Here is a 16,178-nt window from a genome sequence, read left to right as displayed (position 1 = left end):
TATATTAAGTAGCAAGCCTAAACGCTAACAAGGTACCAAATGCCATTACTCATTGTAGAAAACGCCCATCTCGCCTACGGCCACGTCCCTCTTTTGGATGGTGCCAGTTTTAATCTTGACCCTGGCGAGCGCGTTGGCCTCATTGGCCGTAATGGTGCAGGTAAATCATCCTTACTCAAAACCGTTGCTGGTGTAAATAAGCTAGACGACGGGATTATCCGTATCGAAAACGGCGCAAAAATGGCTTTTGTTTCGCAAGAGCCAGTGTTTGATATGGAACAAACCGTCTACGAAGCCGTTGCAGAAGGGCTGGGTACTGTACGCCAGGTCTTAGTGGATTACCACGCTGCCTTACTGACACTCGATGACACCGAAGAGAGCTTGACTCGCCTGATGGATTTACAGCATGAGCTGGAATCACAAGACGGCTGGAGACTCGACTCCTTAATCGCATCGATTATGTCGCATTTAGATTTACCTGCAGACACAAAAATTGGTGCTTTATCTGGCGGTTGGAAGAAACGCGTGGCTTTAGCCCGTGCTTTGGTTTCAGAACCACAGTTATTATTACTGGATGAGCCAACCAATCACTTGGATGTCAGCGCCATTGAATGGCTTGAAGAACTACTAAAAAACTTTGCCGGTAGCGTGTTGTTTATTACCCACGATCGTCGCTTCTTGGATAATATTTCCACCCGCATTATTGAATTAGATCGCGGCAACCTGACCAGTTTCCCTGGTAATTTCAAAGCTTATGAAATTAAAAAGCAAGAGCTGATCGAGCAGGAAGAATTTACCAATAAAAAGTTCGATAAAGCCTTAGCTCAAGAAGAAGTATGGATTCGCCAAGGCGTGAAGGCCCGCCGCACCCGCAATGAAGGCCGTGTTCGCCGCCTAGAAGCGCTGCGCATTGAACGTGGCGAGCGCCGTGAGCGCGTTGGCAATGTCAGCTTTAAAGTGGACGCTGGCGATAAATCAGGCAAATTGGTTGCCGAGCTAGAAAACGTCACCAAGGGCTATAACGGCCGCACCTTGGTCAACAATTACAGCACACGCTTGATCCGTGGCGATCGTATCGGCTTGGTTGGCCCAAATGGCGCGGGTAAAACCACGCTGCTTAAAATGATTTTGGGTGAATTGCAGCCCGATAGCGGTGTCGTTAACCTAGGCACTAATTTGCAAGTGGCCTACTTCGATCAATTCCGTGAGCAGCTCGACGAAAACGCCACCGTGATTGATACCATCAGCCAAGGTAACGATTTCATTGAAATTGGTAATCAACGCAAGCACGTGATTGGCTACTTAGAAGAATTCTTGTTTGCACCGGCGCGTGCGCGCAGCCCTGTCAGCTCGCTATCTGGTGGCGAGCGTAATCGCTTGCTGCTAGCACGTTTGTTTACTCGCCCAGCCAATGTTTTGGTCTTAGATGAGCCAACTAACGATTTGGATATCGACACCCTCGAGCTATTAGAAGAATTACTGTCTAATTACTCTGGCACGGTATTCTTGGTTAGCCATGATCGTGAATTCCTTGATAACGTGGTGACCCAAGTAATTGCCTTTGAAGGTGATGGCGTCTTAGTTGAAAACGCCGGTGGTTATGCCGACTGGATGGAAGCCAAAGCACGCATGGCCAGCCTTGCACCAGTAGTGGTAACTAACAGCCCGAAAAAATCGGCGAACTCAACGCCACCCGCCACAAAATCTGCAGAGCCCGCTAAAAAGAAACTATCGTTTAACGATGCACGTCTTTTAGAGCAATTACCGCTGCAAATTAGTGCGCTTGAAGCCGAAAAAACCGACATCCAAGCGCAATTACTCGACGCCAGCATTTATCGTAACGGCCCTAAGCTGGCCCATCAAATGCAACTACGTATCGAAGAATTAGATGGTTTGATTCTAGAAAAAATGAACCGCTGGGAAGAGTTAGACGCGAAGTCTTAAAACCTAAGCGTATCGCCACGGCGGTACGCCTTAGGGAGCCCCAATAATTTTTATTTCTTAAAAAGACAAGGCGCGCTTGAAATAGTCGACTTCATATATGTTGAATAGACTTTTTCAAGCGCAGCAGCATGACCAAAGATAGTTTTTTGCAAAGCTCACTTTAGTTGGCGCTAAGCCCTCAATGACTTAATCTAATAAACAGCCCTTGCCGACGACTTGCTAAAGCTATGAACTGGATTCCCTCGCGATTACTTCGCACTGACGGCTCTACCTCCTCGCTTAGCCTGCTACGTGGCGGGCTTATTCTGCTTTACACCGTACTCACCATCGTTACGCTACTGGCCTTGGTGTGGATGTCGGTCAGGGATTATCAAGAAACCATCAAAGAAGCAGAACGCGGTAGCTTGTCCTTGGCACGCTCCTTAGACGAGCACGCCACCCGCACCATGGTTTCTGTTGAACAATCCATGCAAAACATCGTGGAAAACCTCAACCAATTTGGTGGTGCAGACCGCGCCGACGAGCTGCAAATGCACTTGGTTTTACAAGACAAGGTAAAACTTACCCCGCAAGTTCGCGGCATTATCACGATTGATAGTAAAGGGCTCATTCAAAGCCATGGCTTAGAATACCCAGCCCGCCGCATAAACTTAGCCGACCGCAGTTATTTTCAGTATCACCAGCAGTTTAAAGACACCCGCCCGATGATTGGCAACCCCGTACTAAGCCGTAGCGATGGCAAGTGGCTGATTCCCGTTACCCAGCGCATCCAAAAACCAGATGGGCAATTTGGCGGCGTAGTTTTAGCAGGGGTAGAGCCCCAGTATTTCATTCAATTTTATAAATCTCTTAAATTACCTGCCGGTAGCCATGTGCACTTGCTGCGTAGCGACGGCATTATTTTACTTAGCTATCCCTTTGATGAAACACAAATTGGCCGCAATTTACGTGAAACAGACCCGCTATTGTTTGAGCAACGCCGCCTACAAGGCTCTAGCGTTTATCCAAGCAGCGACGACAATATCAAGCAGCTCACTGCATTTCACACCAGCCAAAGCACCCTGCCACTGATTATTTTAATCTCTACCGATCGCAGCATCTTATTAAATCGATTTAACAATGATTTAATTACTCGCTCTATTGCGGGCTTAAGCTTTATGCTGATTTTTTCTTGCCTGCTCTATTTGCTATTACAGCAATTACGCCGCATAGAAAGCATTGAAGCAAGGCTTCACCTTACCCAATTTACCGTTGATGAAGCGCCCGATATTATTGTTTGGGCCGATTTTTCTGGCCAAATTTGCTATGCCAACCGCGCCACATCGATCAGCACTGGCTATCAAACCGAAGAGCTATTAAAACTACGCTTCTTTGATATCTTTCCGCAAATTAAGCACGCAGAATGGCAAGGATTTTGGCAAACACTTAAGCAAGCAAAACGCTTGCTTTACACCACACATCAAATCAATCAAAAAGATATGCAATTACCGGTTGAAATTACCTTTAGCCATATCACCTTTCAGGATGCCGCCTATCTATGTGCCACGGTACGAGATATTACCGAGCAGCAAAATAGTGAACATGAATTACGCCGCCACCGAGATCATTTACAAGATTTAGTTGATGAGCGCACCACAGAGATTCGCAGCGTATTAGATGCCAGCCCCTTGGCTATTATGCTTTCTATTAAAAATACAATTCGCTTAGTCAATCCCGCTTTTGAAACCTTATTTGGTTATAGCGGCAGCGAAATCACCGATATGCCAACCGATACACTACATGCATCGGCCCAACAATTTAGCTCTTACAACCACCCTATTCGTGAAGCCATTAAAAACAAAGGCATATTCCGAGGTGAAATGGAGCTATTTCGTCACGACGGCTCTAGCTTTTGGGCCATGGTCTACGCTAAAGAGCTGATTGCAGGGGATATGAGTAAGGGGCTTATTTGTGTCATTGAAGATGTCAGCGCCGCCCGCATTGCCGCGCATGCGCTTAAGCAATCAGAGCGCCTTAAGCGCACCATTATTGAAGGCACAGCAGATGGCTTTATCCTTATTGATAATAAAAACCGAATTGTGGATATTAACCAAGCGTTTTGCCAGCAACTTGGATTAATGCGCGAAAGCCTCATTGGCCAACAACCCGATCAGCTCTGGCCAGACAATGCTGATGCCATCTTCCCAAAAAACTTGGCGATTCATAATGGCAGCAGCAATCACGTTGGTGAGGTGACTCTGCGCTCGAGAGATGGCAAAAACCGGCCATTTTTAATTAATTCCGCCTGCATTATCGATGAGAATCAACAATTAGAATATGCCTTTGCTTTTTTAACTAATATTTCTAAGCTAAAAGAAGTTGAGCATAATTTATTAGAGGCTAAAGAAGCAGCAGAAGCGGCCAACATGGCAAAGTCTATATTTCTTGCCAATATGTCGCACGAATTACGTACACCAATGCACGCTATTTTGTCTTTCTCTGAAATAGGCCAATCCAAAGTAGGAACAACCGATAGCGCCAATTTAATTCGTTATTTTGAACGTATTCATTCTAGTGGCAATCGCCTACTGATTTTACTTAATGATCTACTCGATATGTCGCGGCTTGAAGCTAATAAAATGCGCTATAGCAAAACGCGTTATGACATTAAAAGCATCACTAAAAGCGCCTCTGCTGAATTGGTAACACTACTATCCAGCAAGCAACTACATTTGCATTTAGATTCTGAAGGCCCGCCTTTTATTCTCTTTTTTGATAAGGCACGAATTACACAAGTTATCATTAATTTACTTTCTAATGCGATTAAATTTAGCCCAGCTGGCCAAGATATTGATATCCATTTTATTGAAGTTGGCCAATTAAAAAATGGTGATCAAGCAATGGGATTAAGTGTGCGCGATCACGGCCCTGGCATTCCTGAGGACGAACTGGATTTGGTCTTCGATAAATTCATCCAAAGCAGCCGTTTGCACGGCCCCGCCAGCGGTACAGGCCTTGGCCTTGCCATCAGCCGACAGATTATTGAAGGGCATGGCGGTGAAATATTTGCTCAGAACCATCCAGATGGAGGCGCTATTTTAAGTATTTTGCTACCGCTGGAACAGCCCCCCACCGCAGAAGGGGGCCTATAACTACTTCACTAGACAATACGCCATGTCTTCCGGATGATGCTCTGGGCTGCCTAGCCAGCAGCTCCCCCCCAAACGCAGCGAGCCTGCAAGTGAAGCCTCGGGCACATCCTGCTTATCCAGAATCAGCGTAACATCACAGGCCAGCCCGTGACCCAGCGCAAATTTCAGCAGCTCTCTTAAAGAATTAGCCGCCTCACCGTCAGGCTGCAAAGCCGAAAACTGCGGCAAGCGTAATGGCCCTAGCCGCAGATTAAGCTTAGTTTGCCTATCCCAGATCCGATCACCCGCAAAGGCCGACAAACCCAGCTCACAACTGCTACCGCCAAGCTGGCTTTGTTCTGATTCGGGCAAATTCATCCACTGCCCAGCAAACTGCACTAGCTCAGCCCTAAAACCAAAAAAGCCTTCGATCAAGGTGGTTAATGCTTGTCCAGACATCGGCTTTTGACTTAAGAGCCCAGCATAATAAACAAACAGGTTTTCATTTTGTAGCGCGCCCTTGCCCATCTGCGCACGCAAAGCACTCAGCCCCATCCCGCCCAAATCGAGCAAATTACGGCTAAAGCCATCTTGCTCGCCACTTTCTGCCTGCAACCAGAAGCGATATTTTTTCCACGCGCCATAAAATAAAGAAATAGCACGATGGCTGAAAATATCTAAAAAAGCATGCAGGGTAGGATCACGAAACTGCTGGCGACGCTCAATCAGTAGCTCAGTATAGCTATTAGGTAGCACACCACTCGGGCCAGTCAGCCCCATAAAAGCGACTTCTAACTCATTGATTTCGCCATCTTCTGTCTGCACAGCACTATAGCGAGTCAGCTCACTGGCAGGGAAAGCCAGATTGGCCAAAGTACGGAACCGCAAACCGGCGGGCAAAGGGCCGCGTCGGTCGCCACGCTTTCTGGCAGCCAAGCTCAGCAGCCTTACAGTCTGAAAAAAACCATACCCCGTAGGATTAGCTAACAGCTCTTGGTCTAAATGACGAGGGCTTCCCCGGCGCGTGCTGGCCATGCGGCAATCTCCTCATGTTTAGTTTTAACGCGTAAGCGGGTAAAGCTATTTGGCGAGCAATAGAGTGCGAAAAAGCGCTCTAATACGCTGGCAAACAAATAAATACTGCCACCTACATAATATTCTTCATCCAAAGTTAGGGTGATTTCGGTACCGCGAACAAAACCGGCAAAATCACGCCCTAACACTCTTGTCACCGCTGGGGCGCTACTGATGGCAGCAATCCCCTGAATTTGCCGAGTATTCACTGGCGAATCAGATTGATTGTATAAGACCAGCATTTCCTGCAGCGCCGAGCGGCCAGATTCAATCAGGGAGAGATAATTAAGCGATAGGTGCGAGACCAGTCGCCACTGCAGACCGCGCTTTTGCGGCGGGCGCAAACTATTGCTTGGTTTACGCAGTAGTTTTACCCGCTTCACCACCGAGTGGCCTGGCAAAGTAAAATCGGTATGCTGGCCAGACTGGCTTCCACCAAAAGGAATCATTTCGGGCAGATCACGGTTGCTGCACAAAAGCTCAAGACTCAACACTTCTGCCCCTGGGCGAACTGGGTTGAAATCCAGATCAACCAAATGCAGTTCTAAATCGGTCCCTTTATCTTCTTGGCGCGGTGATGCTTCACGGCTGGCATGCCAGTAAAACTTTGGGCCTTCCTTGCTCACACCATGGCGAATCGCGTAAAACGGCAGTACTTCTTCGCTACTCTCTTGGCTGCCGGTTTTTTCCACCCTAACCACCCGCCGCAGCTGCATCACTTCAAATGCCTGCTGCTTACGTGCATCGGCCATGATTGGGTAACTGGTTTTCTGGTGCGTCACGCGAATCGGCTCACCCGCTTGCACAAACAGATTTACAATCGGCGTGCAACCCAGCTTAAAGTGCGACGCCTGCAGATGATGCAGCAGACGCGCATGGCGCTCGGTATCTGGCCAGCGCTGCAATAAGCACTGCACCACCAACTTGCTACCCTGTATTTTTAAAGCCACATCCTGCAGCTGCTGAATATCAACAAACAAAAACTTATCTGGGCAGCTGAAATATTCAGTCAGTAGACGATAGCCAAGGAAAGATCGTTCGTCGTACTCCAGCACGCCTTCGTCGCGGCCAAAGCCCACCGGCGAAATGGCCGAGGCAGGCAGCGAGCGCGTTCGGGCTGGATCGTCACTGCCATCCCCCACCCGTAGGCGCATAGTTCCTGAAAGTAGTAGCTCATACACAAGGTGCATCAGTGCAGGCTCACCATCCAAAAACAGGCGCAGCGACTGTAAATTGATCCCGCTAATCGGTAAATTACCGTGGGTATTAAACTCTAGCGTGAGTACCGCTGCGGCATCGGGGGCAATACGGCGCAAATTGGCCGAGCTGCTGGTTAACTCCAGCTTGGCTTCAGATAACGCCAGCGGGTATAAATCCACCGGATAGCAGCTACGGAACTTGCACGTCACCCCACCAATAGCAGGCGCATGCACAGGCTGACCACGATCAATCACATAACGCTTGGCAATTTCTGGGCGCTGCGGATCGCACTCAAACTGCACAATGCTCGACGAAGGAATGGGCCGCAAATAATGCGGATAAAGCACATCCAGAAAGCTAGCAGCAATCTCTGGGTATTCATCATCCAATTTTTTGTGGATGCGCGAAGCAAGAAAAGCAAATGATTCGATCAGGCGCTCGGTATGCGGGTCTTCGCACTGATCCCCTTCCAGCTGCAGGCGTCCTGCAATTTTTGGATAGCGACGGGCGAATTCACCTGACAATTCACGCAGCAAACTCAGCTCACGTTCGTAGTACGGCAGTAATGAATCTAGCATGCGGACACTGTTTTTCCAGAGTGAGTAGATATGGCAGAAGGACAATTCACGTAAAAAAATACGTCATTGGTCTGCATAAAAGCAGACATTATCGGCCAATACTGAGTAAGATTGAAAGAAATTATTATCCTTACTCCTATATAAATATTACTACCTATACAAGTATAGAGATCTTCACCCCGTACACGGACTTCTGACGAGAGCTTTTGAAACACTATGACTATTCACGAACAACTGACCGCTTTACTGGCACCTATTTCTGCAAATCTACCTGCCGGTGAGGACTTAGGCTATTCAACCCTTTTTGATCAAATTCGCGAAGCACGCCGAGCAGATGATCCCGGCCTTTCTCAGGGCGACTGGGCCCAGCAGCTAAAAACCGCCGACTGGAGCAAAGTCATTCAACTGTGTAAACAAGGCATCAGTCAGCAAAGTAAAGACCTGCAGCTGGCTGTTTGGTACGGTGAAGCGCTGGTTAAAACTACTGGTTTTAATGGCGCGCAGCTCGCCCTGCTACTGCTTGATGGCCTGCTCGAACAATACTGGGAAACCGGCTACCCAGAGTATGACCCACACGACCTTGATGAGCGAGTGGGTAAGCTTGAGTGGTTTAATAACCAGATCGGCATGGCGCTGCGCGAAGTACCGCTGACCGACCCTCGGCATGGCGGCTATAACTGGCAACAATGGCAAGAATCCCGCGAAGTTGAAAATATCGGGCTAAAAGACTCCCAAGCAAAAGAAGCCGCTATTGCAGAAGGCAAACTAGCAGGCGAAACATTTGATAAAAGCGTCAATGCCAGCGGAGCCGGCTGGTTTAAGCAACTACATCAACAGTTAGAGCACACCCAGCAAATTTATCAGGCACTCGACGCCCGTATTGAAGCGCGTTTTGGCCATGCCTCACCTAATTTTGCCGAATGCCGCAATGCACTGAATGCCTGCCTTGAAGTTGTTGGCCGTTTACGCCAGCAATGGGGCGAGCCATCAGCCCCTGCCATCCATACCGAGCATGCCGCTATGCCAGCCAGCACACCAAACCGAGCCCATACCAGTACTCCGGCAGTCTCGACCTCGGCGGTTAGGCAAGGCCCGCTACAAAGCCGTGAGGATGCCGTTCGCCAGCTAGTGGAAGTTGCGCGTTATTTCCGCCAGAACGAGCCACATAGCCCCGTCGCCTTGCTTGCGGAACGTGCCGCTAAGTGGGCCGAAATGAGTCTAGAAGAATGGCTGGGTGCGGTTATTAAGGATGATGCAACACTCGGGCAACTCAATGAATTGCTGGATATTAAACGCGACTGATTCTGCCGTATTTAATCTGTGCTAGGCGGCCATGCAATCTGGCCGCCTACTGAATCGATCAACGGTTTATTCCAACTAGATAGATTGCTAAACAAACAAGGCGGCAGGCTGCACAGCAAGTACCGCCAGCCGCCAAGTAAAATCTAGTTTCTAAATGGAATTAAAATCAATTACCAATTTCAAGCTCGACGCCATGCTCAGCATCGTCGGTGTTATAGCGCAGGCTCATTTTCTGATCCGCTATACCCAAGCCCGCTAAAAATCTCTCAACATTCACTGCACGTGCTAAAGCCGAATCCTTCGCATTACCAATATCCCTTTTATTACAAAAGCCACGCACAATAATTGACTTAGCCTCTTTCAGCTGCGGCATTAAGCTAGTCAGTGTTTCTTCTTGTTGTGGGGTTAACTTTGCAGCCATTTTGTCAAACTGCAGCAGATAAGGCTTACCCAGTGCAATCGTTGCAGTTACGGGCTGCTTTATCCACGATGTTGCGGAGGCATTCACCGCAGGGGCCACCGAATCTGTAGCACATCCGCTTATTACACCCACAGCAAGTAAAACTGACGCACTTAACAATAAACCTGAATATTTCATCGATAAAATCCTTTTTTTAATGCAACAAAGCTGCCTTATAGCAATCTAGTACTGCTCGTCGATAAACCTGCACACACTAAGCTACAGATTTTAAATACAGCATGGCCCCAGTAACAAGCGAGCCACCTGATAAAAGTAAGCAAAATACTCCCCTACTATTTTACCGCAGTTAAAGCCCAGACACTTAGCTGAAAACAACCACAAAATAAAATAAAATAGGTGCAAACCCCATTAGGACTAAACACGACTTTAAACCAGCCTTATGCAAAAAAAACCTAGCCCTTCCCCAGCTCTGGCATCGATGAAATCAGCGCTGCGCCGCACGCCGTTTTGTGCCCTTCTAAGGCGACAGGTTTACCATCAACTAGCCAGTTAGGATCACCTTCAACAATTGGGCAAACGCCATGACCGGGGATGGGGCAGCTGACTTTATCACCCAGCAAGGCTACAACCTTGCCAAATAACACGGTTTTAGATGCTCCGCTAATCACAACGCCGCCATGGCTGCTTTGATCGCCGATACGAATCACGCGTTTCATGCTGCCTGCTCCTGTGGCCTGATCAGCGCCACACTAAAATGTTCTGTTTCATTAAGCCGTTCAAACTCCACCAGTACCGCTGGGGCTTCCAATCTAGCACTGTGAATCACTGCAATCGCCGTTTGTAACACAGAGCGCGCCGAGCCCACATCACCCCATTCACGCACGCTATTACTGGCGTCATCAATGGCATTCAAAGGAACTGCGTATTGTTGCAGCACCGAAGACACAGCGGCCAGCCGCGTACCACCAACATCCACATCACCGCTGTTATGCACCAGCCAAGCGATGCTTTCTGCTAGATCTTTTGCCTCATCTTTGTCTTCACTACTGAATGGATAATCACGCAAACCGGCATTCACTAAGGCGTTATCAAACAGAGTGTGAATTTGCCGAGTCATGGGCAACAATTGCTTTTGCACTATCGTTGCCTGCTCAGATAGGCGCAGCTCGGCCAGTACTGGCAGCTGAGCCAGCGTATCTTGCCACTGCAGCGGCACGCGTCCCCAGCGCTCGTCTCCGTAATGCTGCTGTTTTTCCCAGTAAGGCGTGTAAGCATCATTTTCGCCTTCTTCTTGCACAGGCAGCGGCTCTGGCACAGGCAGGTTTTCTCTTAAGAACACCATGGCCACCGCAGCATAACCCGGCATGCCCTGCCATTTATTCACCAGCTCATCATCAGGCTTTGGCTCATCCCATTCGTCTTCTGATATGCCACGCAACAGCAACGGCGCATCTGCCGCGTAAATCACCATGCCTGGCAGGCCAGAATCCTGCTGAAACAGCTGCTGCACCCTACTGATTAGCGCACCAGAGCCTGGGAAAAACCGTGGCTCTGGCTCTGGCGATGTGGCAAAGTCTTGGGCGCTGATCGCTTGCAGCTGCGCTTGTTTTAGCATGGCCAGCTGCTCACGCCCTTCGCTTTGCGGATTAACCTCAAAATAATGCGGCAACCATGCCGCCCCTGGCGCAGCAGCATAAACATCCTCCAAGACTTGCTGCACAGCCAGTTGCAGGGAGCCGAGTACATCGTCCTCGCCGCCTTCGGCTAACTCATCGCGCGCCAGTGCCTTCCAGTATGCGCCATCTGGTAGTTCTTCCAACCATGCAGGCTCGTCCTTAGCCGGTAACGCTTGGCCCCATACGCCACGGCACAGCACTTTAATCTGCCGCTCCGCTAAGGCCGCATAATGCTGCTGCCGCGCCGCTTCGCGCTGGGCAACACGCTCTGCCTCGGCAGCTTCTTGCCCATCGGCTTGCGCCTGAACAATCCGCGATTCACGCATTTTTTGCCAGATGCGCCATACCACGCCCAAAATCAAAGGCGGAGCCAGATGGGTAAGCAACATGGCTGTCGGGCTCATTTTTTGAAAGCTGATCGGTAAGCCCCACCACAGCAGCAACCACCAACCCGCAAAGAGCCCGCCAAACAGACCCATAGTTCCCAACATATTAAATTCCTTAGCTGATGTTACGTACAAGGGCTTTTAGTTCGCGAAAAACACTAAAATCACGAAAAAATACGCATAACCTTATCTTGATCTATTTTCATTTTGTAAGTGCGGAGCACTACTGGCTGATCTTATTAATATCTAATTTCAACGAAATGTTTTAAATCAAACAAATAGACCATTGCAGCAAGCCAGCGGTTCATTTTTTATGCATTTTTAGTGTATGACGTATTTTTATCTGCATAGCTTATATCAGTTTGATTAACCAATATAAGATTGAAGGACTAAATTATGCGTCAACCACGAAATACACAAAGAGGCATTTTGTGGTTAAAAGCCATGTTTTTTAACCTTTTATTCACGGTGTAATTGCGAATAAAAGGTTAATTATACCTAGCTAATTTTCACCTTAATCTCATCATTTTTAAGCGTTAGCGCAATTTTTTTGACCGGCTTACCGCTGGCCATTCTAGCCAATAAATCGGCCGAGATTTGTGCCAGCACGGTACGGACTAAAATAGCATCTGCATCGCGCGCGCCACTATCTACATCCATGCAGCGGTTAGCAATTGAATCAACCAGTTCTACTGGGTATTCCAGCAGTGCGCCATGATTTTGGGCGATACGGCGGGCGATTTTTGCCAGCTTAAGCGCCACAATCTTACGCAGCACTTCATCCCCAATTGGGAAGTAAGGCACGATGGTTAGCCGGCCTAAAAAGGCGGGCTTAAAGGTTTTTTGTAAGGTTGGGCGCAAAATTTCAATCAGATCATCAGCCGTTGGGTCACGCGTTACATCTTCAACTGTGACGCCATGCTCGCAAGCGCGCATCAGCAGATCGGTGCCGGTATTGGATGTCAGCAGAATAATGGTATTTTTAAAATCGACTTCGCGCCCTTCGCTGTCTTCCAGCAGGCCCTTATCAAACACTTGGAAAAACAGCTCCATCACATCAGGGTGGGCTTTTTCGACTTCATCCAGCAACACCACCGAATAAGGCTTACGGCGCACGGCTTCTGTCAGCACACCACCCTCGCCATAACCCACATAGCCCGGAGGCGAGCCTTTTAGGCCCGACACACTATGCGCCTCTTGGTATTCTGACATATTAATCGTAATCAGATTACGCTCACCACCGTATAAAGATTCGGCCAAAGCCAGCGCAGTTTCAGTTTTACCCACGCCAGAGGGGCCAACCAGCATAAACACGCCCTTAGGCTTGCTAGGATCATCCAAATTGGCCTTGGCAATCTGCACGCGCTCGGCAATTTGCTCCAAGGCATGATCCTGACCAATCACCCTTTCTGCCAAGAGGCTCGCCAGCTTTTGCACCTGCACCAATTCATTGCTGACCATGCGGCCCAGCGGAATACCCGTCCAGCCAGAAATCACATCGGCAATGACACTTTCATCCACGCATTCGTAAGCCAGCTGATGCTGCTTTTGCAGCTCGCGCAGCTCGGTGCGCTTGGCTTGCAGCGGGCTGATTTTCTTGCCCTTGGCAGGCTTTGCGTCAGCAGACTCAGCTTTTAGTGCTTCAATTTCAATAATCACCTGCTGCTGCACCGCCCACGCAGATTGCAACTGCTGTAAATCGCCCTCTAAGATCTCGCGCTGGCCAGTCAGCTCGGCAATTCTTTCGCCGTGGCCTTCTTCTGTTTGCAGCGCCTTGATTTCACGTTCGATATTGGCGATCAGCACTTCCACATTTTCGATCGGCGCTGGGCGGCCAGAGCGCGACAAAGCCACGCGGGCGCAGGCAGTATCGAGCACGCTGATCGCTTTATCTGGCAGCTGACGGCCAGTGATATAGCGGCTGGATAGATGCACTGCAGCCACCACCGCCTCATTCATAATCACCACTTCATGATGCTTCGCCATCGCATCGGTTAAGCCACGCACCATTTGCACCGCAATGTCTGGCGCTGGCTCGTCCACTTTAACCACTTGAAAACGGCGCGCCAGCGCGGCGTCTTTTTCAAAATACTTTTTATATTCAGCCCATGTAGTCGCCGCAATCGTACGCAATTCGCCGCGCGCCAAAGCAGGCTTTAATAAATTAGCCGCATCATTTTGCCCCGCCGCGCCGCCCGCACCAATCAAGGTATGCGCTTCATCAATAAATAAAATAATCGGCACAGGGCTGGCTTTAACTTCATCAATCACCTGACGCAGGCGGTTTTCAAACTCGCCTTTGACCGAGGCACCCGCTTGCAGCAGGCCCAAATCTAAGGTGCGTAAAGTCACGCCACTCAGCACTGGCGGCACTTCACCGCTGACAATTTTAAGCGCCAAGCCTTCTACCACGGCGGTTTTACCCACGCCAGGCTCGCCAGTTAAAATCGGGTTATTCTGACGGCGGCGTTGCAGAATATCGATCATCTGGCGGATTTCTGTTTCACGCCCCAACACCGGATCAATCTTGCCCAAACGCGCTTGTGCCGTTAGATCAATCGTATATTTATCCAGCCCCGGGCTACCACGGCGCGGCGCAGGCTGATCCAGATTCATATCCGGCGCTTCATCAGAAGGCAAGTTCTCTGAATTAGTCGCCGCCTCATTCCCATGCTGGCGTAAAGCCACATAGCCCTGCAAAGCGCGTTTGCCATCCATCTTAGCCAGCGTAGCCGAGCTGCCCTGTAAAGTGGCGCGTAAAGCATCATCCTGCACCAGCGCCAGCAGCAAATCCAAAGTAGAAACCGAATCCTGCCCCAGCTCAACACTCGCCAACATCCATGCTTTTTCTAGCCACTTTGGCAGCCAAGTAGACAACACCGGATTGCGCGTGTTACCCGTGCGAAAGCGATCCAAGGCCGCATCCAGCTCTTTTTCTAACTGATCCAGACTCAAACCCAGAGAATGCAAAGCCGCCACCCCTGCATTATCGTCCTGAGCCAGAATCGCCAGCACAACGTGTTCAATTTCAATCTCAAAATGAGTGCGCGACAAAGCACGACTAGCCGCCTCCTCCACCGCACGGCGGGCTGTAGGGGTAAGACGGGAGATAAGAGCTTTAAGGGGAGTAGACATGGGATGGGTCCCGAAGAGTTATAGGAGTCTGAAATTAATTACAGTAATAAATACACATATTAGAAACAGCAAGCAATAATTTAATCTATTTACCAAAATTTTTTGCCACCACTTATTCACACGAATAGCAGGAATTTTTTGAAACTTACAATAATCATTTGATGATCAGACAATCATGATACACAAGCAGAGCTTAAATCTTCTTAATTATATCTCTTGTTTTAATCACAAACTCTTCGTACTCTAAATTCATTGTTGTGAACTGCACAAAATGACAAGCCTTGATAGAGCATGACAATACTGAGTACAAAGACACTATAAAAAAATTATATTATGATCATTACCGCAACCTAATTGGCACTACTACGCCAATTATGCAAAATTAAATCTGCTATAAAACTCAAAATGCATCACCAGACTCAACGGCCAGCCTAAAAATAGTTGCTTTTTTTTCCATATTCCGATCAAACGTAACAATACGACCCAACTTTGTACTAGGATCAACTCCAATTGAATATGTACATGTAGGATATGTAGACGTTGTCCTCGGGTATTGGCACTTCCCTTATTTACTAATTACTCTTTCATTTATCCTTTCGAATGAATCTAGGCCTGTTACCATAATAAAATCATCAATCAATTTTCTTGGTGTTTCATCATTAAGACCAATCAAAAACCTTGTACTATCAATTTTGCATGCATACGCATAAGAATAGCCATTGGGGGAAAATGGATGAAGTATTTTCACCTCGGCCCTTCTGCACATATTTTCCAAAACACTATCTATTCGCCCAATTTTATTGCCAAGTACATTTTTATAATTTGTAAAAAACCCTACAAACTCATCCTTATTTAAAACATCAATAACACGATCACTCGCTTCTGTTAATGAAGAACAAATTTTAATCATTATCAGAGATCCAATGAGAAACGCATCTGGGCTAGACCTAATATTCCAACAAAAAAATAGCCGTGTAGGGCGGGTTAGCCGCAGACGTAACCCGCCATTCAGTAACGAAGCCGATAATTCAATACGGACAAGCTTGATCCTCAACAACTCTGTACGGGTCACGACCCGCCCTACACGGCTTTTGATTTTCACATCAACAATAAACCGTGTTTTGTCCCTAGTTTTACTAATGAAAAACATATAGAAGCGAGAACTTTAATCTTAAATATGCCGCTTATTTTTTCACGCTAGATCAAAAATATACCTGATTATGTCTCTTGCTCCGGAACCCTTGATTTAGCAATTCGTGCGGCGTAAAGTGAACGAACGTTCTGCTTTACGGAGGTGAATCATGTCCGTCAATGGCATCCAAATGCAAAAGGGCTTGTCTTTGCCTGAGTTC

Annotated in this window: 10 protein-coding genes; 3 read left to right on the top strand and 7 right to left on the bottom strand. The window is 48.2% G+C overall.

Annotation, left to right across the window (positions count from 1 at the left end; all coding sequences use genetic code 11):
* Positions 1-39 precede the first annotated feature (39 nt).
* Positions 40-1,944, top strand: coding sequence for an ATP-binding cassette domain-containing protein (locus tag Q0R17_RS04125; protein WP_293932366.1), 1,905 nt, complete (start codon positions 40-42; stop codon positions 1,942-1,944).
* Between the two features lie 227 nt (positions 1,945-2,171).
* Positions 2,172-5,075, top strand: coding sequence for a PAS domain S-box protein (locus tag Q0R17_RS04120; RefSeq protein WP_293932364.1), 2,904 nt, complete (start codon positions 2,172-2,174; stop codon positions 5,073-5,075).
* On the opposite strand, the gene tssG is transcribed toward Q0R17_RS04120, so the two are convergent.
* Together tssG and tssF are read right to left on the bottom strand one after the other, a co-directional pair.
* Positions 5,076-6,089 carry a type VI secretion system baseplate subunit TssG gene (gene tssG, locus Q0R17_RS04115; RefSeq protein WP_293932362.1) on the bottom strand — a complete coding sequence of 338 codons (1,014 nt, stop codon included), beginning with the start codon at positions 6,087-6,089 and terminating at the stop codon, positions 5,076-5,078. It lies immediately after the preceding gene.
* The gene (tssF, locus tag Q0R17_RS04110) at positions 6,053-7,906 is read right to left on the bottom strand and encodes a type VI secretion system baseplate subunit TssF (protein ID WP_293932360.1); all 1,854 of its coding nucleotides are present in this window, start codon (positions 7,904-7,906) and stop codon (positions 6,053-6,055) included. The genes tssG and tssF overlap by 37 nt, the downstream gene beginning before the upstream one ends.
* A gap of 216 nt (positions 7,907-8,122) precedes the next feature.
* On the opposite strand from tssF, the gene tssA reads away from it, so the two are divergent.
* A complete protein-coding gene (tssA, locus tag Q0R17_RS04105; protein WP_293932358.1) occupies positions 8,123-9,208 on the top strand; it encodes a type VI secretion system protein TssA in 1,086 nt (361 codons plus the stop codon).
* 166 nt (positions 9,209-9,374) lie between these two features.
* Here the strand turns inward: tssA and Q0R17_RS04100 are convergent, their stop codons facing one another.
* From Q0R17_RS04100 to Q0R17_RS04080, 5 genes are all read right to left on the bottom strand, one after another.
* Complete coding sequence (locus Q0R17_RS04100) at positions 9,375-9,806, bottom strand: OmpA family protein (RefSeq protein ID WP_293932356.1); 432 nt, start codon at positions 9,804-9,806, stop codon at positions 9,375-9,377.
* A 275-nt stretch (positions 9,807-10,081) separates the two neighbouring features.
* Positions 10,082-10,345, bottom strand: a complete 264-nt coding sequence (locus Q0R17_RS04095; protein WP_293932354.1) for a PAAR domain-containing protein — start codon at positions 10,343-10,345, stop codon at positions 10,082-10,084.
* A complete protein-coding gene (locus tag Q0R17_RS04090) occupies positions 10,342-11,796 on the bottom strand; it encodes a hypothetical protein (protein ID WP_293932352.1) in 1,455 nt (484 codons plus the stop codon). The genes Q0R17_RS04095 and Q0R17_RS04090 overlap by 4 nt, the downstream gene beginning before the upstream one ends.
* A gap of 393 nt (positions 11,797-12,189) precedes the next feature.
* Positions 12,190-14,826: a type VI secretion system ATPase TssH gene (tssH, locus tag Q0R17_RS04085; RefSeq protein ID WP_293932350.1), complete on the bottom strand. Its 2,637-nt coding sequence runs from the start codon at positions 14,824-14,826 to the stop codon at positions 12,190-12,192.
* A 565-nt stretch (positions 14,827-15,391) separates the two neighbouring features.
* Positions 15,392-15,736, bottom strand: a complete 345-nt coding sequence (locus tag Q0R17_RS04080) for a hypothetical protein (RefSeq protein ID WP_293932348.1) — start codon at positions 15,734-15,736, stop codon at positions 15,392-15,394.
* Positions 15,737-16,178 lie beyond the last annotated feature (442 nt).

Source organism: Iodobacter sp., from assembly GCF_025352645.1.
In the GTDB taxonomy this organism is placed as follows: Bacteria; Pseudomonadota; Gammaproteobacteria; order Burkholderiales; family Chitinibacteraceae; genus Iodobacter.
The sequence above is the reverse complement of the archived record's forward strand: the minus strand, read 5'-3'. Positions and strand labels throughout refer to the sequence as shown.